General features: G+C 67.8%; 17 protein-coding genes and 1 tRNA gene. 4 read left to right on the top strand and 14 right to left on the bottom strand.

The annotated features are described in order from the left end of the window. Positions 1–103: 103 nt before the first annotated feature. The 5 genes from leuA to nirB all read right to left on the bottom strand — a co-directional run bounded on the left by leuA (position 104) and on the right by nirB (position 9144). Entirely contained in the window at positions 104–1744 is a 1641-nt protein-coding gene (gene leuA, locus WS69_RS16495) for a 2-isopropylmalate synthase (RefSeq protein ID WP_059471791.1), read from the bottom strand. Positions 1745–2412: 668 nt separating this feature from the next. Continuing rightward, positions 2413–3393 (bottom strand): DNA-binding protein YbiB, encoded by a 981-nt coding sequence (ybiB, locus tag WS69_RS16490; RefSeq protein ID WP_059471790.1) that lies wholly within the window; start codon positions 3391–3393, stop codon positions 2413–2415. Continuing rightward, positions 3390–6242, bottom strand: a complete 2853-nt coding sequence (locus WS69_RS16485) for a nitrate reductase (protein WP_059471789.1) — start codon at positions 6240–6242, stop codon at positions 3390–3392. The genes ybiB and WS69_RS16485 overlap by 4 nt, the downstream gene beginning before the upstream one ends. Next, positions 6239–6634 carry a nitrite reductase small subunit NirD gene (nirD, locus tag WS69_RS16480; RefSeq protein WP_059471978.1) on the bottom strand — a complete coding sequence of 132 codons (396 nt, stop codon included), beginning with the start codon at positions 6632–6634 and terminating at the stop codon, positions 6239–6241. Before nirD ends, WS69_RS16485 begins: the two co-directional genes overlap by 4 nt. A gap of 65 nt (positions 6635–6699) precedes the next feature. Next, positions 6700–9144 carry a nitrite reductase large subunit NirB gene (gene nirB, locus WS69_RS16475; RefSeq protein ID WP_059471788.1) on the bottom strand — a complete coding sequence of 815 codons (2445 nt, stop codon included), beginning with the start codon at positions 9142–9144 and terminating at the stop codon, positions 6700–6702. 398 nt (positions 9145–9542) lie between these two features. Here nirB and maiA point away from each other — a divergent pair, with 398 nt between their 5' ends. Continuing rightward, the gene (maiA, locus tag WS69_RS16465; RefSeq protein ID WP_059471787.1) at positions 9543–10187 is read left to right on the top strand and encodes a maleylacetoacetate isomerase; all 645 of its coding nucleotides are present in this window, start codon (positions 9543–9545) and stop codon (positions 10185–10187) included. Between the two features lie 112 nt (positions 10188–10299). On the opposite strand, the gene ftsY is transcribed toward maiA, so the two are convergent. Beyond that, positions 10300–11610 (bottom strand): signal recognition particle-docking protein FtsY, encoded by a 1311-nt coding sequence (ftsY, locus tag WS69_RS16460; protein WP_059471786.1) that lies wholly within the window; start codon positions 11608–11610, stop codon positions 10300–10302. A 255-nt stretch (positions 11611–11865) separates the two neighbouring features. On the opposite strand from ftsY, the gene rsmD reads away from it, so the two are divergent. The 3 genes from rsmD (at position 11866) to WS69_RS16445 (ending at position 13431) form a co-directional block, all read left to right on the top strand. Further along, entirely contained in the window at positions 11866–12492 is a 627-nt protein-coding gene (gene rsmD, locus WS69_RS16455) for a 16S rRNA (guanine(966)-N(2))-methyltransferase RsmD (protein ID WP_059471785.1), read from the top strand. Between the two features lie 111 nt (positions 12493–12603). Further along, the gene (gene coaD / locus WS69_RS16450; RefSeq protein WP_059471784.1) at positions 12604–13104 is read left to right on the top strand and encodes a pantetheine-phosphate adenylyltransferase; all 501 of its coding nucleotides are present in this window, start codon (positions 12604–12606) and stop codon (positions 13102–13104) included. 63 nt (positions 13105–13167) lie between these two features. Next, on the top strand, positions 13168–13431 hold the full coding sequence (locus tag WS69_RS16445) for a YfhL family 4Fe-4S dicluster ferredoxin (RefSeq protein WP_059471783.1): 264 nt from the start codon (positions 13168–13170) through the stop codon (positions 13429–13431). A gap of 120 nt (positions 13432–13551) precedes the next feature. Here the strand turns inward: WS69_RS16445 and hisC are convergent, their stop codons facing one another. The 8 genes from hisC to WS69_RS16405 form a co-directional block, all read right to left on the bottom strand. Further along, positions 13552–14619: a histidinol-phosphate transaminase gene (hisC, locus tag WS69_RS16440; RefSeq protein WP_059471977.1), complete on the bottom strand. Its 1068-nt coding sequence runs from the start codon at positions 14617–14619 to the stop codon at positions 13552–13554. A gap of 102 nt (positions 14620–14721) precedes the next feature. Beyond that, the gene (gene pth, locus WS69_RS16435; protein ID WP_059471782.1) at positions 14722–15327 is read right to left on the bottom strand and encodes an aminoacyl-tRNA hydrolase; all 606 of its coding nucleotides are present in this window, start codon (positions 15325–15327) and stop codon (positions 14722–14724) included. Between the two features lie 111 nt (positions 15328–15438). Further along, on the bottom strand, positions 15439–16053 hold the full coding sequence (locus WS69_RS16430; RefSeq protein WP_059471976.1) for a 50S ribosomal protein L25/general stress protein Ctc: 615 nt from the start codon (positions 16051–16053) through the stop codon (positions 15439–15441). A 165-nt stretch (positions 16054–16218) separates the two neighbouring features. Further along, positions 16219–17175, bottom strand: a complete 957-nt coding sequence (locus WS69_RS16425; protein ID WP_059471781.1) for a ribose-phosphate pyrophosphokinase — start codon at positions 17173–17175, stop codon at positions 16219–16221. A gap of 46 nt (positions 17176–17221) precedes the next feature. Next, positions 17222–17298: transfer RNA gene (locus WS69_RS16420), tRNA-Gln, on the bottom strand. Between the two features lie 53 nt (positions 17299–17351). Further along, the gene (gene ispE / locus WS69_RS16415) at positions 17352–18233 is read right to left on the bottom strand and encodes a 4-(cytidine 5'-diphospho)-2-C-methyl-D-erythritol kinase (RefSeq protein ID WP_059471780.1); all 882 of its coding nucleotides are present in this window, start codon (positions 18231–18233) and stop codon (positions 17352–17354) included. A gap of 31 nt (positions 18234–18264) precedes the next feature. Next, positions 18265–18897, bottom strand: a complete 633-nt coding sequence (lolB, locus tag WS69_RS16410; protein WP_059471779.1) for a lipoprotein insertase outer membrane protein LolB — start codon at positions 18895–18897, stop codon at positions 18265–18267. Continuing rightward, positions 18894–20714, bottom strand: a complete 1821-nt coding sequence (locus WS69_RS16405) for a tetratricopeptide repeat protein (protein WP_059471778.1) — start codon at positions 20712–20714, stop codon at positions 18894–18896. Before WS69_RS16405 ends, lolB begins: the two co-directional genes overlap by 4 nt. Between the last annotated feature and the right edge of the window lie 70 nt (positions 20715–20784).

Genomic DNA, 20784 nt, shown 5'->3' with positions numbered 1-20784 from the left:
GAGCTGCACGGTTTGCACCGGCGCACCGCGGATCGCGCGTCGCACCGGTTTGGCGCAGCGGCGTGCGCCGCGCCTGGTCCTTTCGCGTGTCGGTCGCGCCGCGTCAGGCGGCCGCGCGCCGCTCGTCGCGGCTCCAGGCGGAGCGGTTGATCGCGCTTGCGACCGCATCCGTCGCGGCGGCGACCGGATCGCGATGCACGCCCGCGCCGTGGCGCAGCGCGGCCCCGCCGACCTTCGCGCCGACGAACACGACGGTGTCGCCATTCGCGGTGCGCTCGACCTCGCACGACGCGACGTCGATCTCGACGCCCGCCGCCGCCGCGAACACGGCGGCCGCCTGCCGCGCCGCGCTTTGCGCGTCGTCCGCGTGAGCGAGCGCGGCTTCGCGGTCATGCCAGCTCGCCGACGCGCCCGCGCGCGCGGCCGGACCCATCGTCTCCAGATATTCACGCGCGAACAGCGCGCAGATCGCGTCGGCCGTCACTTCTTCGCCCGATGCATCGGCGAGCGCCTGCACCGCATGGCTGAATTCGATCTGCACGCGGCGCGGCGGCGAGAAGCCCATCCCGCGCTCGAGCAGGTACGTCGCCCCGCCCTTGCCGGACTGGCTGTTCACGCGAATCACCGCGTCGTAGCCGCGGCCGAGATCGGCGGGATCGATCGGCAGATACGGCACTTCCCAGATCGCGTCGGGCTGCTGTTGCGCGAAGCCCTTGCGGATCGCGTCCTGATGCGAGCCGGAGAACGCGGTGAACACGAGGTCGCCCGCGTACGGATGGCGCGGATGCACGGGGATCTGGTTGCAGCGTTCGACGACGCGGCGCACCGCGTCGATGTCCGAGAAATCGAGGCCCGGATCGATCCCTTGCGTGTAGAGATTGAGCGCGAGCGTGACGAGGTCGACGTTGCCCGTGCGCTCGCCGTTGCCGAACAGGCAGCCTTCGATGCGATCCGCGCCCGCGAGCAGCGCGAGCTCGGCCGCCGCGACCGCGGTGCCGCGATCGTTGTGCGGATGCACGGACAGCACGATGCTGTCGCGATAGCCGAGATTGCGGTCCATCCATTCGATCTGGTCGGCGAACACGTTCGGCGTCGCGGCCTCGACGGTCGCGGGCAGGTTCACGATCATCTTGTGATCGCGGGTCGGCCGCCACGTCTGCGCGACCGCGTCGCAGACTTCGCGCGCGAACGACAGCTCGGTCATGCTGAACGTCTCGGGCGAGTACTGGAACGTCCAGTGCGTGTCGGGGCGCGCCTGCGCGTGCGCCTTGATGATCCGCGCGCCGTCGACGGCGAGCGCTTTCACCTCGTCCTTCGACAGCCCGAACACGATCCGGCGGAACGACGGGCAGATCGCGTTGTACAGGTGCACGATCGCGCGCGGCGCGCCTTCGAGCGCGTCGAACGTGCGCGCGATCAGGTCTTCGCGCGATTGCACGAGCACTTCGATCGTCACGTCGTCGGGGATGCGCTGCTCGTCGATCAGCTTGCGCACGAAATCGAAGTCGGTTTGCGACGCCGACGGAAAACCGACTTCGATTTCCTTGAAGCCGATCGAAACGAGCATCTCGAAGAACTCGAGCTTCTGCTCGATGCTCATCGGCTCGATCAACGACTGGTTGCCGTCGCGCAGATCGGTGCTCATCCAGATCGGCGCGCGCTCGATCGTGCGGCTCGGCCATCGGCGTCCGTTGATGCGAACGGGTTCGAACGGTCGGTATTTCTCAGCGGGGTTGCGCTTCATCTTTGCCTCGGGCGGTCAAGTCGCGAGCGAAGACGGGCGGCATGTCGCGCCGGTGGGCGCCGCCTGCGCACGTGCATGCCCGATGGCACGACGACGCGGGAATCTTCGCGATTCGCCCGACGGATCGACGGACGAAAGCTGACGACTACGGGTTGTAAAAAACTGCGAGGAACAGCTAGGGAAGGGACCGCGCCGGGACGGCGCGGCGCTACGACAGCTTTACGCTAGTCGTAGCGATAGCGGCCGCGCTAGGCGGCCGGAGGTAATTCGGAGGGGGTTCGGGAAGGAACGCATGTCGGCAACTCTATGCGAAGTCGGCGGCGGCTGTCAATCATCGGGGTATTCGAAGGCGGGGGCGTGACGCGGGGGCGGCGTGTGCGGCTTGCCGGTGGGAGGGGCAGGACGCAGGACGAGGAGGCAGGACGCAGAGGGCGCGCGAGCGACGCGAAGGCCCGGCGTGCGAGCGTCGGCATGATGCGGCGCGCGGAACGCCGTGCCGGCGGCCGGCCGGGCTTCCGGCGCGATGCGTCGGGCTTCGTGCCGGGGGCGCGCCGAGAGGCGTCTCACGGCGCGCGAGGCGACGCGTCAGGCTGCACCACCGCGGCGCCGCATCCGCCGGTCCGCGCGATCGCAGCGATCCGCCGCCTCCCCGGCAGCGCCGCCGGCGCTCATTCGACGATCCGCGAGAGCCGCACGATCGTTTCGACTTGCGTCGCGACCGCGTCCGGAACCGGGATTTCGCCGCGCATCACGGCGTCGGTCCACGCGGCTGTCGTCGCGGCGTCGCGCGACGCGGGCAGCTCGACGGGCGGCGCGTCGGGCGACGAGCGCACCGGTTCGGCGACCGTTTCGCACAGGCCGTCGTGCAGCCAGTCGACCTGGACCTGGCGGCGCGTGTCGGCGACCGCCTCGCCCTCGGTGCCGCGCGCGAGCAGCGCGCCGCCCGCAGCTGCTTCCGGATGTTCGCGGAACAGCTCGACGAGGCTGTCGCGGTACGGCGGATGCGTGTAGTTGACGAGCCGCAGCCCGGCCGGCTCGAACGGCTGCAGCAGCTTGACGACCGTGTGCGTCGAGTTGCGCACGCCGAGCACGCGCCGCAGCGCGATTAGCCGCGCGAGCTTCGGCGCGAGCACGTCGATCGGCGCGAACGCGACGCGGCGCTCGGCGAGCGTGTCCTCGATCCCGTCGTGCGATGCGCCGGGCGGAATCGACAGCTCGGCGAAGATCTCCGCGCTCGTCACGCGCCCCGGGTCTTCGGTCACGCCGTGCACGAGCACCGGCACGCCTTCCCGCGCAAGCAGGAGCGCGAGGAGCGGCACGAGATTGGGCTGCCTGCGCGCGCCGTTGTAGCTCGGGATCGACACCGTGCGGAACGCGGCGTCCTGCACGTGCAGCGGCTCGAACGACGCGTGCGCGGCGGCGAGCATCGCCGCGAGCTCGGCGGCCGTTTCGCCCTTGAGCCGGTACGCAATCAGGATCGCGCCGAGCTCGACGTCGGATACGTGTCCGTCGAGCATCGCGCGATAGAGCGCCGACGCGTCGTCGTACGACAGCGGGCGTGCGCCGTTTGGTCCGCGCCCGATCTCCTTGATGAAGCGGGCGCACGGAAAGTGATCGGGCAAGGCTGCATTGGCTTGGGATTCGGTCATCGAGGAGCGGGAGCCGCGGCCGTCGCCGTTTCGGCGATCAGGCGGCGCAGCTCGGGTATGCAGGAACCACACTGAGTACCGCATTTGAGCCGTTCTTGCAAGTTCGCGAGCCGCTCGCCGGGTGTCGCGGACGGCGCGTCGGCGGCGAGCATCGCGCCGATCTCGCGCTCGCCGACGCCGACGCAGTTGCAGATCGTGCGGCCGCGCGCGGGCGCCGTCTGCAGCGGCACGCGCCCCGCGAACAGCAGCAGGCGGCCGAGCGCGCCGACGCTCGCGCCGCTCTCGACATAGTCGCGCAGCACGGCCGCGCTCTCTTCGGTCGCGCCCGCGGCGCCCGCGACCGAGAACGCGGCGAGCGCGCCGTCGACGATCCGCACGCGCCGGCCGGCGCCGCGCCGCGCGTCGCCGTAGCTCATCACGTCGGCCGCGTGCGCGGGCAATTCGAAGAGCGCCTCGATTTCGCGCTGGAGCTCGGCGGGCGCGGGCTCGTACGCGGCGACGCGCCACGCGAGCCCGGTGTACTCGTCGGTGCCGAACGGCACGCAGCTCGCGTACGGAAAGCACGCGAAGAATGTACGCGCGGCGCGCTGACGCTCGAGCATCCGGTCGGCCGGCACGCGTGCGGCGATCAGCCAGCGCCACGGCAGGTCGGCCTTCAGCAGTTTGATCGCCGCATGCTTCAATTCCGGCTGCTGCGAGTACGGATCGCGCATCGGCGTCGTCAGTGCGTTGACGCCCGTCGCGGCGCGGTTGCCCGCGACGCCCGATACGTATTCGTCGCCCCAGTGCATCGGCGCGAACGCCTGGCCGGGGGCGACCGCATCGTCGGCGCGCGCGGGGACGAGCGCGCTGCCGCGGCGCGACGTCACGTGGACGAAGTCGTGCGGGCCGACCTCGAGCCGGGCGCAATCGCCGGGATTCAGGTCGACGCACGGTTGCGGCGCATGCGCGAACAGCTTCGCGACCGTGCCCGTGCGGCTGCCGCCGTGCCATTGGTCGCGCAGGCGGCCCGTCGTCAGCGCGAAGCGGTAGCGCGCGTCGACCGCCTCGGCGACCGGCTGATAAGGCGTGAGCACGAAGCGCGCGCGTCCGTCGGCGGTCGGAAAGCGGCCGTCCGCGTACAGGCGCGCGAGCCCGCGCTCGGCGCCCGCCGGGAATGGCCACTGTTGCGGACCGTCGCGTGCGATGAGCGGCCACGACAGCCCGCCGATGTCGCAATCGCGGCCGATCGTCGTCGCGCGGTGCTCGTTCCATACGGCTTCGGCGTCGGCGTACGGAAAGAGCGTCGGGCGGCCCGGCGCGAGCCGCGCTTCGATCCGGCGGCCGACGTCGGCGGCGATCTGCCAGTCGGCGCGCGCATCGCCGTGCGGCGCCGTCGCCGCGCGCACGCGCGAGATCCGCCGCTCCGAGTTCGTCACCGTGCCTTCCTTCTCGCCCCAGGTCGCGGCGGGCAGCAGCACGTCCGCGTACGGCGCGGTTCCCGTGTGCGCGTATGCGTCCTGCAGCACGACGAATTCTGCGCGCTCGAGCCCCGCGCGCGCGATCGCCTGGTTCGGGATCGAATGCGCGGGGTTCGTGCAGACGATCCAGATCGCCTTAAGCGTGCCTTCGGCGAGCTGCTCGAACATCTCGACCGCAGTCAGTCCGGGCTTCGCCGGCAAGTCGGGCACGCCCCAAAGGCGCGCGATTTCCGCGCGGTCGGCGGAATTCGCGAGATCGCGGTGCGCGGACGCGAGCGTCGCCATGCCGCCTACCTCGCGGCCGCCCATCGCGTTCGGCTGTCCCGTCAGCGAAAACGGCCCGGCGCCCGGTTTGCCGATCTGGCCGGTCGCGAGATGCAGATTGATCAGCGCGACGTTCTTCGTCGTGCCGGTCGCCGACTGATTGAGCCCCTGGCAATACAGCGACAGCGACGGCCCCACGCCGAACCAGCGCGCGGCCTGCACGATGTCGTCGGCGCGCAGGCCGCAGATTTGCGCGGCGGCGGCGGGCGTCGCGTCGCGTACCGCGTCGCGCAGCGCGTCGAAGCCTTGCGTGTGCGCGTCGATGAATGCGCGATCGAGCGCGCCGTCCCAGATCAGCACGTGCAGCATCGCGTTGAACAGCATCGTGTCGGTGCCGGGCTGCAGCGCGAGATGCAGCGTCGCGTCGCTCGCCGAATCGGTGCGCCGCGGATCGGCGACGATCACCTTCATCTGCGGATTGCGCGCGCGCGCCGCTTCGAGCCGCCGGTACAGGATCGGATGCGCGTACGCGGGATTCGCGCCCGCGATCAGCACGGTGCCCGCGTGATCGAGATCCTCGTAGCTGCACGGCGGCGCGTCGGCGCCGAGCGTCTTCTTGTAGCCGACGACGGCCGAGCTCATGCAAAGCCGCGAGTTCGAATCGACGTTGTTGGTGCCGACGAGCCCCTTCGCAAGCTTGTTGAAGACGTAATAGTCCTCGGTCAGCAATTGGCCGGAGATGTAGAAGCCGACCGCGTCGGGGCCGTGCTGCTCGACGATTCGCGCGAAGCGCAGCGCGACATGATCGAGCGCGTCGTTCCACGACACGCGCGTGCGCGCCGCATCGCGCGACAGGCGCAGTTCCGGATGCGCCGCGCGCGTCTGCGCGTAGCGCTCGGGCGTCGCGGTCAGATGCAGCGTGCTGCCCTTCGAGCATAAGCGGCCGAAGTTCGCCGGATGTTCGGGATCGCCGCGTACGCCGACGATCCGATCACGGCCGTCGGCGTCGCGTCGCGTTTCGATGACGACGCCGCATCCGACGCCGCAATAGCAGCAGGTCGAACGCGTTTCGCGCACGGCGTCCGGCGCGTCTTGCGCGGGCCGCGCCAACGTGTCGACCGTCATGCCGCGGCGCCCGGCGCAACGAATGCGATTGGTTGCGGCGCGTCGTCGACGCCGAGCGTCGCGAGCTCCGCGCGATCGAGCAGCACCGCATCGCCTTCGCGCTTCACGCGAAAGACCGTCGCGCAGCCGTCGTCGGGCGGCAGCGCGCGGCCGCTCTCGAACGCGATGTTGAAACCGTGCAGCGGACAGGCGACCTGCTCGCCGTGGACGATGCCTTGCGACAGCGGGCCGCCTTTGTGCGGGCAGCGGTCGAGCAGCGCGAACACGGTGTCGCTCGCGGTGCGAAAGAGCGCGATCGGCGCGCCCGCGGGACGCGTGACGACGCGAGCGCCGAGCGGCGGGATGTCGCCCAGATCGCAGACGGCGATCCATTCGGATGGCGTGACGGACATGTTTCGAATTCCTGGTTGATTGACCTGGCCGGCGTGCGGCGCGATGCGCGGCGCATCGACGCGCATCACGCGTCGGCGGGCGCGACCGCGATCGGGATGAACTGGCGCAGATCGACCTGCGCTTCCTTCGAGTCGTGCCACGGATCCGGCTCGTCCTTCAGCGCGAATTGCAGGCGCTCCCACAGCGCGCGGCGATTGTCCGCATCGTCCAGCATGCGGGCCTTCACGTGGTCGAGGCCGACGCGCTCGAGGTAGTGCACGGTGCGCTCCAGATACCAGCCTTCCTCGCGATACAACTGCAGGAACGCGCCCGCGTACTCGAGCACCTCTTCGTGCGTCTTCACCTTGCAGAAGAACTGCGCGACTTCGGTCTTGATGCCGCCGTTGCCGCCCACGTAGATTTCCCAGCCCGAATCGACGCCGATCACGCCGACGTCCTTGATCCCCGATTCCGCGCAGTTGCGCGGGCAGCCGGACACCGCGAGCTTCACCTTGTGCGGCGCGTACATGCGCCACAGCGCGCGCTCGAGCTGCTGGCCCATCAGCGTCGAGTCCTGTGTGCCGAAGCGGCACCATTCCGAGCCGACGCAGGTCTTCACCGTGCGCAGCGCCTTCGCATACGCATGGCCGCTCGGCATCCCGAGGTCGTGCCAGACGCCCGGCAGGTCTTCCTTCTTCACGCCGAGCAGGTCGATGCGCTGCCCGCCCGTGACCTTCACCGTCGGAATCGCGTACTTGTCGACGACGTCCGCGATGCGGCGCAGCTCGCCGGCGGTCGTCACGCCGCCCCACATCCGCGGCACGACCGAATACGTGCCGTCCTTCTGGATGTTCGCGTGCGCGCGCTCGTTGATGAAGCGCGATTGCGGATCGTCGTTCGCTTCGTGCGGCCACGTGCTGATGCAGTAATAGTTGAGCGCCGGGCGGCAGGTCGCGCAGCCGTTCGGCGTGCGCCATTCGAGGAAATGCATCGCGGACGGCACCGACAGCAGCTTGTGCTCGCGGATCGCCGCGCGCACTTCCGAATGCGTGCGGTCGGTGCAGCCGCACACGGGCTTCGCCTTCGGCGACGCCGAATAGTCGCCGCCGAGCGTCGACATCAGGATCTGCTCGACGAGGCCCGTGCACGATCCGCACGACGCGGACGCCTTCGTGTGCTTGCGCACGTCGTCGAGCGTGAAGAGGCCTTTTTCCTTGATCGCCGAGACGATCGTCCCCTTGCACACGCCGTTGCAGCCGCACACTTCGGCGTCGTCGGCCATCGTCATCGCGTGCGTCGCGCCGCTGTGGCCGGTGTCGCCGAGACTCGTCTCGCCGAACATCAGCGTGTCGCGGATGTCGGCGACGTTGCGGCCTTCGCGCAGCAGCTTGAAATACCATGCGCCGTCGGCGGTGTCGCCGTACAGACACGCGCCGACGATCTTGTCATCCTTGATGACGAGCTTCTTGTACACGCCTGCGATCGGATCGGACAACGTGATGTCTTCGGTGTCGCCGCTGCCGAGAAAGTCGCCCGCGGAGAAAAGATCGATACCCGTGACCTTGAGCTTCGTCGACGTCACCGAGCCCGTGTAGCGGCCGATGCCGAACTGCGCGAGATGGTTCGCCGCGACTTTCGCCTGCTCGAAGAGCGGCGCGACGAGGCCATATGCGATGCCGCGATGGCTCACGCATTCGCCGACCGCATAGATGCGCGGGTCGTAGGTCTGCATCGTGTCGTTGACGACGATTCCGCGATTGCAATAGAGGCCCGCGCTTTCGGCGAGCGTTGTGTTCGGGCGGATGCCGACCGCCATCACGACGAGATCGGCCTTGCATGTTTCGCCGTCCTTGAAGCGCACCGCGCACACGCGGCCGCTCTCGTCGCCGACGAGCGCCTGCGTTTCCTTCGGCATCGCGAATTTCAGGCCGCGCGCTTCGAGCGACGTGCGCAGCAGGCCGCCCGCCGTCGCGTCGAGCTGACGCTCGAGCAGCGTCGGCGCGAGGTGGACGACCGTCACGTCCATTCCGCGCAGCTTCAGGCCGTTCGCCGCCTCGAGGCCGAGCAGGCCGCCGCCGATCACGACCGCATGCGTGTGGCGCGCGGCGGCATCGATCATCGCCTGCGTGTCGGCGATGTCGCGATAGCCGAGCACGCCGTCGAGATCCGCGCCCGGGATCGGCAGCATGAACGGATTCGAGCCGGTCGCGAGCAGCAGGCGGTCGTACGCGGCCTCGGTGCCGTCTTCGGCGATCACGACGCGCTTCACGCGGTCGATCTTCACGATCTTCTTGCCGACGTGCAGCGTGATGTCGTGCCGTTCGTACCACGCGTAGTCGTTGAGCACGATCTGCTCGAGCGTCTGCTCGCCCGCGAGCACGGGAGACAGCAGGATCCGGTTGTAGTTCGGATGCGGTTCGGCGCCGAATACCGTCACGTCGTACAAATCGGGGGCGAGCTTGAACAGTTCTTCAAGGGTGCGCACTCCGGCCATGCCGTTGCCGACCATCACCAGCTTCATCTTCCGCATCGGGGATCTCCTGACTGGGCCGCTTGTCATGGGGGCCCGTGTTCGATGCACAAAAATAGCAAGCGCCATGCCACTTTTTATTGGGCCGCTAATTAACAGGACGGCGGGGTGGCGGGCGCGGATCGCGCGCGTGCGCTTGGTGCGCCGGCGCACGCCGAACGAACGGATTCGCACGCGAAGCGTGCATCGCGACAGTACTGCACCGACAAAGTGCCGCCGGATCGGCAGCGCGAAACCGGCGTCGCGCGAGCCGCGTTACACTTTCGGCCGATACCGGAGCATTCGGCGCGGCGGGACGGGCAGACGCCCGTCTCGCGGTTCGCGCTTTCGCGCGCATCGCGGGAACCGCGCGCGGGCGCCGGCGAGAAGGTCGACGATCGAGACAATGAGGGACACTGATGAAGCTATATAGCTATTTCCGCAGTTCGGCGGCGTTTCGCGTGCGTATCGCGCTGCATCTGAAGAAGCTGCCGTTCGACTACGTGCCGGTGCATCTGCTGCGCGACGGCGGCCAGCAATTGACCGACGAATATCGCGCGCTCAGCCCCGACGCGCTCGTGCCGACGCTCATCGACGGCGAATCGGCGCTGCAGCAGTCGCTCGCGATCATCGAGTATCTGGAAGAAGCGTACCCGGACGTGCCGCTGCTGCCCAAGGCGCTCGTCGACCGCGCGTACGTGCGCGCGATCGCGTTGCAGGTCGCCTGCGAGATCCATCCGCTCAACAACCTGCGCGTGCTGAAGTATTTGAAGCACACGCTGAAGGTCGACGACTACGCGAAGGATGCGTGGTACCGCCATTGGATCGAGGCGGGCTTCAAGTCGCTCGAGGCGCGTCTTTCGAACGATCCGCGCACGGGCAAGCTGTGCTTCGGCGATACGCCGACGCTCGCCGATCTCTGCATTGTCCCGCAGGTGTTCAACGCGCACCGCTTCTCGATCGGCCTCGAGCGGTTTCCGACGATCCAGCGGATCCACGATCACGCGATGACGCTCGACGCTTTCAAGGCGGCCGCGCCCGCCGCGCAGCCCGACGCCGAATGAGCGTTGCATCGGCCGCGCGCCAATGAAAAACGGGCGCCTTGCGGGGCGCCCGTTTCGTTGCGGGATGGCGGAATCGCGAAGATCGCGACGGATCGATCGCGGCGCGCGCGGCTTAGCCGAGCAGCGCGTCCGCGAATTCCTCCGCGCTGAACGGCTGCAGATCCTCGACCTTCTCGCCGACGCCGATGAAGTACACCGGAATCGGCCGCTGCCGCGCGATCGCGGCGAGGATGCCGCCCTTCGCGGTGCCGTCGAGCTTCGTGACGATGAGGCCCGTGAGGCCGAGCGCATCGTCGAACGCCTTCACCTGCGTAAGCCCGTTCTGTCCGGTATTCGCGTCGATCACGAGCAGCACCTCGTGCGGCGCGCCGTCGTGCGCCTTGCCGATCACGCGCTTCACCTTGCGAAGCTCTTCCATCAGATGCAGCTGCGTCGGCAGGCGGCCCGCGGTATCGGCCATCATCACGTCGATGTTGCGCGCGCGCGCGGCGCTGACCGCGTCGAAGATCACCGCGGCTGGGTCGCCGCTTTCCTGCTGGACGACGGTCACGTTGTTGCGCTCGCCCCAGATCGCGAGCTGCTCGCGCGCGGCCGCGCGGAACGTGTCGCCCGCCGCGAGCAGCACCGACTGATCGAAGCTTTGCAGATGCTTCGCGAGCTTGCCGATGCTCGTCGTCTTGCCCGCGCCGTTCACGCCGGCGATCATCATCACGAGCGGCTGCGCGCGTCCGAGCATGAGCGATTTCTCGAGCGGCTTCAGCAGATCGACGAGCAGGCCGCGCAGCGCGTCCTTCACCTGCTGCGGATCGGTGAGGCGGCCCGTGCGTACCTTCTCGCGCAGTGCGTCGAGCAGATGTTCGGTTGCGTCGACGCCGGCATCGGACATCAGCAGCGCCGTTTCGAGCTCCTCGTAGAGCGTCTCGTCGATCTTCGTGTTGACGAACACGGTCGTGATGCTCGAGCTCGTCTTCGCGAGGCCGGATTTCAGCCGCGCGAGCCACGATTTCTTCGCGGCCGGCTCGGGGGCGGGCGGCGGCACGATCTCGACCGTCTCGACGACCTCGTTGCGGCCGTTCGCGGACGGCGTGACCGTCATCACGACGGAAGGCGCGGGCTCGGCGGACGGCCGCGCGGGTTCTGCGGACGGTTGCTGCTGAACCGGCGGTTCCGGCGTCGTGGCGGACGGAGCGGCACGCGGCGTCGCGGGCGCGCTTGCAGCGGCGGACGGCTGCGCGACGGGGATCGACGGCGCGACGGCCGGCGCTTCATCGCGCGCGACCGGTGCGACAGGCGCATCGACCCGCGCGGTCTCGGGCGCGGCGGGGCTGCCCGCGTCGTCCTGCTGCGCGTCGGGGGCTTGCTGCGGCGGCTCGACCGGTGCGGCTTCGGGCGCTTTCTTGAATCGTTTGAAGAAGCTGAACATGGTTTCGCTTGCGGAAGAGGCGGGGCGCGGCGCCGGGTGCGCCGAGCGGCCGGGCCCTGTGCGAGAGCCTGGCGGCGCGCGTGCGGCGCGCCCGCGCACCGGAAACCCGGCATTTTATCAGGCGCACGGGCTTTGCCGTGTGGCTGCGGCAGAGCATGCGCGCCGCTTGTGGTAACGTGCGCGTCATCGCGGCGCATCGCGCCGTTTTCGACCGGTTCATTCCGTTTCCAACGCTTCCGTATCGAATTCTTCCGTATGTCCCGTTCCTCTCCGGCGCGGCCGCCGGCGCAGCGAGCCTCAGCGGCCGGCCGCGGCAAGCCGCACACGATCCGCATCATCGGCGGCGACTGGAAGCGCACGCCGCTTCCGGTGCTCGACCTGGACGGTCTGCGTCCGACGCCCGACCGCGTGCGCGAGACGCTCTTCAACTGGCTCGGCCAGGATCTCGAAGGCCGGCGCTGCCTCGACCTGTTCGCGGGCAGCGGCGCGCTCGGCTTCGAGGCGGCGTCGCGCGGCGCGGCGAGCGTCGTGATGGTCGAGCGCCATCCGCGCGCCGCGCAGCAGCTGCGCGCGCTGAAGGACAAGCTCGCGGCGCGCGCGATCGAGATCGCCGAAGCCGACGCGCTGCGCATCGCGGCGGGCCTCGCGCCGCGCTCGTTCGACGTCGTGTTCGTCGATCCGCCGTTCGGCGACGCGGCTGCCTTCACGCGCGCGCTCGCGCTCGCGCCGAATCTCGTCGCGCCGGGCGGCTATCTGTACGTCGAGACGGGCGCGCCGCTCGATCCGTCCGAACACGCGTCGCTCGCCGGCTGGCAAGTGACGCGGCACGGCAAGGCGGGCGCCGTCCACTATCATTTGCTGCAACGCGAAAATGATGAATAATGCGCGTTCCAAACGAGGCGCCGCGTGCAGTCGCGACGTGCGCCCACGTCGGTGGCCGCGCGCGACGCGTCTGGCCCTGACCCCAATTGGCTCGATGACAGGAGGAGCGACATGGTAGTCGCCGTGTACCCGGGTACGTTCGATCCGCTGACGCGCGGCCACGAGGATCTCGTGCGGCGCGCGTCGAGCATTTTTGATACGCTGGTCGTCGGCGTCGCCGACAGCCGCGCGAAAAAGCCGTTCTTCTCGCTCGAGGAGCGTCTGAAGATTGCGAACGAGGTGCTGGGCCATTACCCGAACGTGAAGGTGATGGGCTTCACCGGGCTGCTGAAGGATTTCGTGCGGGCGAACGACGCGCGTGTGATCGTGCGCGGCCTGCGCGCGGTGTCGGACTTCGAGTACGAGTTCCAGATGGCGGGGATGAACCGCTACCTGCTGCCCGACGTCGAGACCATGTTCATGACGCCGTCGGACCAATATCAGTTCATCTCGGGCACGATCGTGCGCGAGATCGCGCAGTTGGGCGGCGACGTCAGCAAGTTCGTGTTCCCGTCGGTCGAAAAGTGGCTGACGGAGAAAGTGGCCGCGATGGCCCAGGCGCCGTCCGCGTGAGCGCCGCGCGCGCGGCAGGCGGCCCGAAGCGGCCGGCCGCGCGCCGGCGGAAGTGAGACCAGTATGGCTTTGATGATTACCGACGAGTGCATCAATTGCGACGTGTGCGAGCCTGAGTGCCCGAACGGCGCGATTTCGATGGGCCCGGAAATCTACGTGATCGATCCGAACAAGTGCACCGAGTGCGTTGGCCATTTCGACGAACCGCAGTGCCAGCAGGTGTGTCCCGTCGAATGCATTCCGCAGGATCCGAGTCGTCCCGAGACGAAGGATCAGTTGATGGCGAAGTATCGCGTGCTGATCGCGGCGGAGAAGGACGGCGTGTGATGCGTCGCGGCGGGCGGGTTGAGCCTGTCGCCGCTGGCTTGCTTGCGACGGCGGCCTGCTCGCCGCCTTGCCGCTCCTGTTTTCGCTTGCGTTCGCGCGTGAATCCGCACTAGCCGGCCGCTACGCGAGCAATTCGCGCAGCGCCGCGACGAGCGTGCCGCACTCCGCGTCGGTGCCGACCGTGATGCGCAGGTGCTGATCGATCCGCGGCAGCTTGAAGTGCCGCACGAAAATCTCCCGCTCCTTCAGCCGCGTTGCAAGCGTCGCCGCGTCGCGGCGAGGATGGCGCGCGAGCACGAAGTTCGCCGCCGACGGCACGACGTCGAAGCCGAGCGCGACCAGTGCGCCGACAAGCCGCTCGCGGCTCGCGATCACCTGCTTTCGCGTCGCCTGGAACCAGGCGTCGTCCTCGTACGACGCCTGCGTCGCGACCTGCGCGAGTCGATCGAGCGGGTAGGAGTTGAAGCTGTCCTTCACGCGCGTGAGCGCGTCGATCAGCGCCGCATCGCCGAACGCGAAGCCGACGCGCATGCCGGCGAGCGAGCGCGCCTTCGATGCGGTGTGCACGACGAGCAGGTTCGGATAGCGCGAGATCAGCGACACCGCCGACTCCGCGCCGAAATCGACATACGCCTCGTCGATCACGACGACCGAGCTCGGATTCGCGGCGACGATCCGCTCGACGTCCGCGAGCGGCAGCGCGCGGCCCGTCGGCGCGTTCGGGTTCGAGAACAGCACGCAGCCGGTGTCGTCGAGATAGTCGTCGATGTCGATCGAGAAGTCGTCGGCGAGCGGCACCGTCTCGTATGCGACGCGATAGAGCCGCGCATAGGTCGGATAGAAGCTGTACGTGATGTCCGGAAAGCGCAGCGGCCGGTCGTGCTGCAAGAGCGCCTGGAATATGTGCGCGAGCACTTCGTCGGAGCCGTTGCCGACGAACACCTGCTCGGGCGCGATGCCGTGATGCGCGGCGACCGTCTCGCGCAGCTTGCGCGCGACGGGGTCCGGATAGCGGCGCAGCGCCTCGCCCGCGTCGCCGAGCTCGCGCCGGATCGCGTCGATCGCGCGCGGCGACGGCGGATACGGATTCTCGTTCGTGTTCAGCTTGACGGGATGCGCGAGCGCCGGCTGCTCGCCCGGCACGTACGGCTCGAGTTGATGGACGATGTCGCTCCAGTAACGGCTCACCACGTGGCTCCTGATGCGGTAAAAGAAGCAGTAAAAGGACGAGCTTAACCGATGTGCGCCGCCCCGAGTGCACGGCAAGCGGCGGCGGGAAAGGCGCCCGGCTTACGCGCCGTTGCGATGCAGCTGCATCATCGCGCGCTCGGTCTCGCCCTTGACGACGGTCGACATCACGGCGAGCGCGCGCTCGATCGCGACGTCGATCACGTCCTGCTCTTCCTTGCGCGGCGGCTTCAGCACGAAGTTCGCGACGTCGGGCTTCGCGCCCGCGCGCGCGCTTTCGGGAATCAGGTCGCGCGGATGGCCGATGCCGATCCGCAGCCGCCAGTACTGCTGCGACGATAAGTGCGCGGAGATGTCCTTGAGGCCGTTGTGGCCGCCGCTGCCGCCGCCCAATTTCAGCTTGACCGCGCCGGGCGGCAGGTCGAGCTCGTCGTGCGCGACGAGGATCTCGTCCGGCAGGATCTTGAAGAAATGCGCGAGCGCGACGACCGATTGGCCGGAGCGATTCATGTACGTTTGCGGCTCGAGCAGATGGACTTCCTCGCCGTGAAGGCGCGCCTTCGCGTAGAAGCCGTGGAAGCGCCGCTCGTCGCGCAGCGTCGCGCCGGCTTCGCGCGCGAGCTGGTCGACGAGCCAGAAGCCTGCGTTGTGGCGCGTCGCGGTGTATTCCGCCCCGGGGTTGCCGAGGCCGACGATCAGTTTGATCATGATGAACGCTTGCCCGTCAGGGCTTGCCCTCGCGGGCTGCAAAAATGAAAAAACCCGCCGGGCAAGCCTCGGCGGGTCGTCGACCGTCGTGCGAAACGGTCCGAAGGGCGTTTAGGCAGCCGGCGTTTCGCCTTCGCCCGCAGCCGCTTCTTCCGACACGGCGCCGGCCGGGATCGTCGCCGAAGCGACCACCGGGTTTTCGGCGTCGACGTGCGCGACCAGCGCGACGCCCTTCGGCAGCGCGATGTCCTTCGCATGCAGCGATTGGCCTGCTTCGATCTTCGACAGATCGACTTCGAGGAATTCCGGCAGAGCGGCCGGCAGGCACTCGACTTCGATTTCGGTCGCGACGTGCGACACGACTGCGCTCGACAGCTTCACGGCCGGGCTGACTTCAGCGTTCAGGAAGTGCAGCGGCACCTTCGTGTGCAGCTTCTTCTTCGCGTCGACGCGCTGGAAGTCCACGTGCAGCACGAGCTGCTTGAACGGATGGTATTGCACGTCGCGCAGCAAAACCTGTTGCGACTGGCCGGCCACTTCGAGATCGAGGATCGACGAGTGGAAGGCTTCCTTCTTCAGCGCGTGCCACAGGGCGTTGTGATCGAGTTCGATCATTTGCGGGGCTGCTTCACCACCATACACGATACCCGTGGTCTTACCGGCGTTGCGCAGGCGGCGGCTCGCACCCGTACCTTGCTGTTGGCGCTCGAAAGCGACGACTTTCATGTGTTTCTCCATTTGCTGCCCGCGACCAGGCAGTAAAACGGGGCCCCGCGACTGCATGAGGCCCCCGATCGAATGGCCGGGGGTTCGTCGGTCCCGGCCGATTGTGCAAAAAGCGAAGCTCGTCGCTTCGCTTTTTGCGCTAAACAATTTCAGCTGCGGTTCGCTTCAGGATTCCGCGAACAGCGACATCACCGAATCGCCGCGGCGGATCCGCGAGAACGTTTCGGCCAAAAGGCCCGCGCTCGACAGCGCGCGGATCTTCGGGCACGCGAGCGATTCGGCGGACAGCGGAATCGTGTCGGTGACGACGAGCTCGTCGAGCGCCGAAGCGGCGATCCGGTCGCCCGCGCCGCCCGACAGCACCGGGTGCGTCGCGTATGCGAACACCTGCTTCGCGCCGCGCTCCTTCAGCACTTGCGCGGCCTTGCAGAGCGTGCCCGCCGTGTCGACCATGTCGTCCATGATCACGCAAGTGCGGCCTTCGACTTCACCGATGATGTTCATCACTTCGGCGACGTTCGCCTTCGGACGACGCTTGTCGATGATCGCGAGGTCGCAGTTCAACTGCTTCGCGAGCGCGCGGGCGCGCACGACGCCGCCGACGTCCGGCGACACGACGAGCAGATCCTGGTAGTTCTGCTTGCGCAGGTCGCCCAGCAGGATCGGCGTCGCGTAGATGTTGTCGACGGGAATGTCGAAGAAGCCTTGAATCTGGTCGGCGTGCAGATCCATCGTGATGATCCGCTCGACGCCGGCGATTTCCAGCATGTTCGCGACGACCTTCGCGGAAATCGCGACGCGCGCCGAACGCGGACGGCGATCCTGGCGCGCATAGCCGAAGTAGGGGATGGCGGCGGTGATCCGGCCTGCGGATGCGCGCTTCAGCGCATCGACCATGATCATCAGTTCCATCAGGTTATCGTTCGTCGGCGCGCACGTGGATTGCAGGACGAAGACGTCCTTGCCGCGCACGTTTTCCTGGATTTCGACCTGGATCTCGCCGTCGGAGAAACGGCTGACCATCGCTTTGCCGAGGGGAATACCAAGAATTTTGACGACTTCCTGAGCAAGCGCGGGATTGGCGTTGCCAGTAAAAACCATCAGGCCGTCATGGCTGCTCATCGTACACCTGCTTCAGGCTTAGGCGGGAAATGCGGGAAAGAAATTTTGGCAGGGGAGGAAGGACTCGAACCCTCGCATGCCGGAATCAAAATCCGGTGCCTTGACCAACTTGGCGACTCCCCTACACTTAACTCTGAGCTCCACCGGAAGTGTAGGCCATCCGATGGCGCAAAACTCTATGACGCGAAAGCGAAGAGTGGATGCTCACTCAAGCTCTCGGTAACTGCGCTGTTCCAGCCGGCCGGCAGTTGGGCTTGCGCCGCTTCTGCCTCAACCTTGCTCGTGAACGCCGCAAACACGCTAGCTCCAGAGCCGGTCATCCGCGCGGGGGTCAGATTGTAAAACCATTCGACCACCTTTGCAACTTCCGCGTACTTGCCTGTCACAACTTGCTGCATGTCATTCCGGCCGAAGCTGTCTGGCCATCCTGCGTCGCAGCTTTGCTGTGCAAGAAAGTCCGTAATTGTGATGGGCTTTGAATCCCTTGTCAACGATTTATCGGAGAAAATCGCTGCGGTCGGAACATGAACCCGTGGCGTCACAACCAGGAACCAACGAACCGGTAATTGTACCTGCTGCAACGCTTCTCCGATACCCTCTGCGAACGCATTTTTTCCGAACACGAAGAAGGGCACGTCGGCGCCGAGCTTTATCGCGAGCGCTTGCAGTTCTTCACGCGGCAAATCGAGTTTCCACAGGCGGTTGAGCGCGAGCAGCGTCGTCGCCGCGTCCGAGCTGCCGCCGCCGAGGCCCGCGCCCATCGGCAGGCGCTTGTCGATTTCGATGTCGACCCCGGCTTCCGTGCCCGTGTGCGCCTTCAGCAGCGAGGCCGCGCGTACGACGAGATCGGTTTCTTCCGGCACGCCCGGCACGTCGGTCCTGCGCGACACCTTGCCGTCGTCGCGCAGCGTGAAATGCAGCGTATCGCCCCAATCGAGCAGCTGGAACACGCTTTGCAGCTCGTGATAGCCGTCCGGGCGGCGGCCCGTGATGTGCAGGAACAGGTTCAGTTTCGCCGGGGCGAGGCAGTCGCGCAGCGAGCGGGTCGTATCGGTCATGCGAATAGCTTTGTCGGAGAAAAGCACGCGATCAGCGGTCGAGCACGAGCTTGATGTCGAGCGGCGGCGTCTGCCGCGCCAGGTTGATGCGCTTCACGCCGGCGGCGGGCGCGTCGGCGTACGAGACGTAATCGATGGTCCAGCCGTCCTGACGGATTTCCTTGATCCGCGTGCCGTCCTGCGGATCGCGCACCGTGGCCGCGGGCGTCGTGGGCGCGGGCGTCGGCAGCAGCCAGTAGCGCAGGCCGTCGAGCGGCAGCGCGAAGCCGAGCGCCCGCTGCATCAGCTCGCCGACGTCGGGCGCGTACTGCGGCTGACGGTTCGGCAGTTCGAGCGATGCGCCGTTCGGCGCCGACTTCACGATCGCGAGCGTCTGGCCGAGCGGACTGCGCAGTTCGAGCGACACGTTCGTGCCCTGTTCCTGCCAATCGAAATTGCCGTAGACGTTGCGCGGATTGCCGAGCTGGTCCTGGTACTGGACCGCGAAGCGGCCCGTATACGCGCGATTCTGCTCGGTCTGCAGCGCGTTCGGGGCGGTGACGGGCGCGCGCTTGGGCTGGGTCGCACAGCCGGCGAGCGCGACGGCGGCAGCGGCCGCCGCAGCGAGGGCGAAGCCGCGCGCGGCGTGCGCGCGCGGCCGGGCGAAACGCGGCATCGTCATCAAAGTCCGTTCACCTGAAAGCGCTTGAGCGTCTGCACGAGCGTGTCGTTGTCGGGCTCGAGCTTCTGCGCGGCGCGCCACGTGGCGCGCGCTTCGTCCTGCGCGCCGGCCTTCCATAGCACTTCGCCGAGATGCGCGCCGATCTCCGCGTTCGGCTGCAGGTCGTACGCGCGCTTCAGGATCTTCGCGGCGCCCGTCATGTCGCCGAGGCGGTACTTGACCCAGCCGAGGCTGTCCATGATGAACGCGTCGTTCGGCGCAAGCGAGCTGGCTTTCTCGATCAGCGTGTCCGCTTCCTGAAGGCGCAGGTTGCGATCGGCGAGCGAATAGCCGAGCGCGTTGTATGCCTGCGGATTATCCGGCTGCGCGCGCATCAGCAGACGCAGCTGTTGCTCCATCGTCGTGTACTGGCCGATCTTCTCGCTCGCCATCGCGTAGTCGTAGCGCAGATCGGGATCGTCCGGGAAATCCTCGACCGCCTGCGCGAGCCGGTCCGCGGCTTCCTTGTAGCGCTTCGACGTGAAGAGGATCGACGCGTCGGTGCGCGCGATCACCGCGGCGTCGCGCGGGTCGGACACCTGCAGGTTCGCGAGCAGCTTGCGCGCTTCTTCGGCCTTGCCCTGCTTCTGCAGCAGTTGCGCGCGCGTGACCTGCGCGGGCACGTATTGCTGGCTCGATTCGTCGACCTTGTCGAGCCATTGCGCGGCGAGCGTCTCGTTGTTCTGGTCGAGCGCGATCTGCGCGAGATAGACGTAAGCCTGGCCGACGTCCGCGCCCGGCTTCTTCTGAGCGACCTTCACGTACTGCTTCAGGTACGTGCTCGCGTCGTCGAGGTGCTTCTGCTGGATCTTGATGAGCGCGAGCGCCATCAGCGGCGTCGGGTCGCTCGAATCGTTCCGGCGCATCGCCTCGAACTGCTTCTGCGCGTCGTCGAGGCGGTCGTCGGCGAGATAGAGCTGCGCGAGCGCGAGGCGCCCGTCGCGCGATTTCGGATTCTGCTGGACGAACTTCTCGAACGACACTACCCCGGCCGCGCGCTCGTTCGGTCCCATCTGCGATAGCATCAGCGCGGCCGGCAGGTAATCGGGCTTGATCCGCAGCGCTTCCTTCAGCGACTGCGTCGCGCCGTCCTTGTCGTCGGTCGCGAGCTGCTGGCGCGCGATCGCGAGCCGCGCCTCGGGCCGGTTCATGTCGTTCTTCAGCAGATCCTGCAGCACGGTCAGGCCGCCGACGCGATTCGGGCCGCGCGAGAGCAGCGCCTGCAGCGCGATGATCGCTTCGCCGCGGTTCTCGCCCGTCGCGCGCGCGAGCTTCCGCGCGAGCATCGGCTGCGCGTCGGCCGGCTTGCCGCCGAGCACGAGCAGCGCGGCGTCGACCTGCGCGGCGCGGGGCGAGCTCGGCGAATACTCGCGCCACAGATTCGCGGCGGTCAGCGCATCGGCCGGACTCTGTGCGGCGAGCGCGATCTCGGTCGCCCGCTGCGCCATCCGCGGATCGCGGGTGTCGCGCGCGAGCGCGAGGTAGGTCTGGTAGGCGGGTGCCGGGAGATTGCGTTGCAGCGCGACTTCGGCCGCGAGCACCTGATAGACGATCTGGCTCGTCAGCGCGACGTTCGGCAGATCCTTCTGCTCTTCTGGCAGCGTCGGCGCGAACGTGGCCTGAGGGGCGTCGCCGCCTGCATCGTCTTGCGCGTGTGCGGGGAACGCGGCGAACGTCCACGCCGCGACGAGCGCGGCGCCGATCGCGCGGCGCACCGGGACGGCGCGCGGGCCGCGCGTCGCGGCTGGGCGCTTCTGGGACAGCTTCGAGGACAAAGTCATGGAAATCCGTTCGATGTTTCAGCCGATTGTAACGCGCTCGCTACAATACGCGCACAATCGCCATTAGCCA

This window comes from Burkholderia sp. BDU5 (assembly GCF_001522845.1).
Lineage (GTDB): Bacteria > Pseudomonadota > Gammaproteobacteria > Burkholderiales > Burkholderiaceae > Burkholderia > Burkholderia mayonis.
The sequence above is the reverse complement of the archived record's forward strand: the minus strand, read 5'-3'. Positions and strand labels throughout refer to the sequence as shown.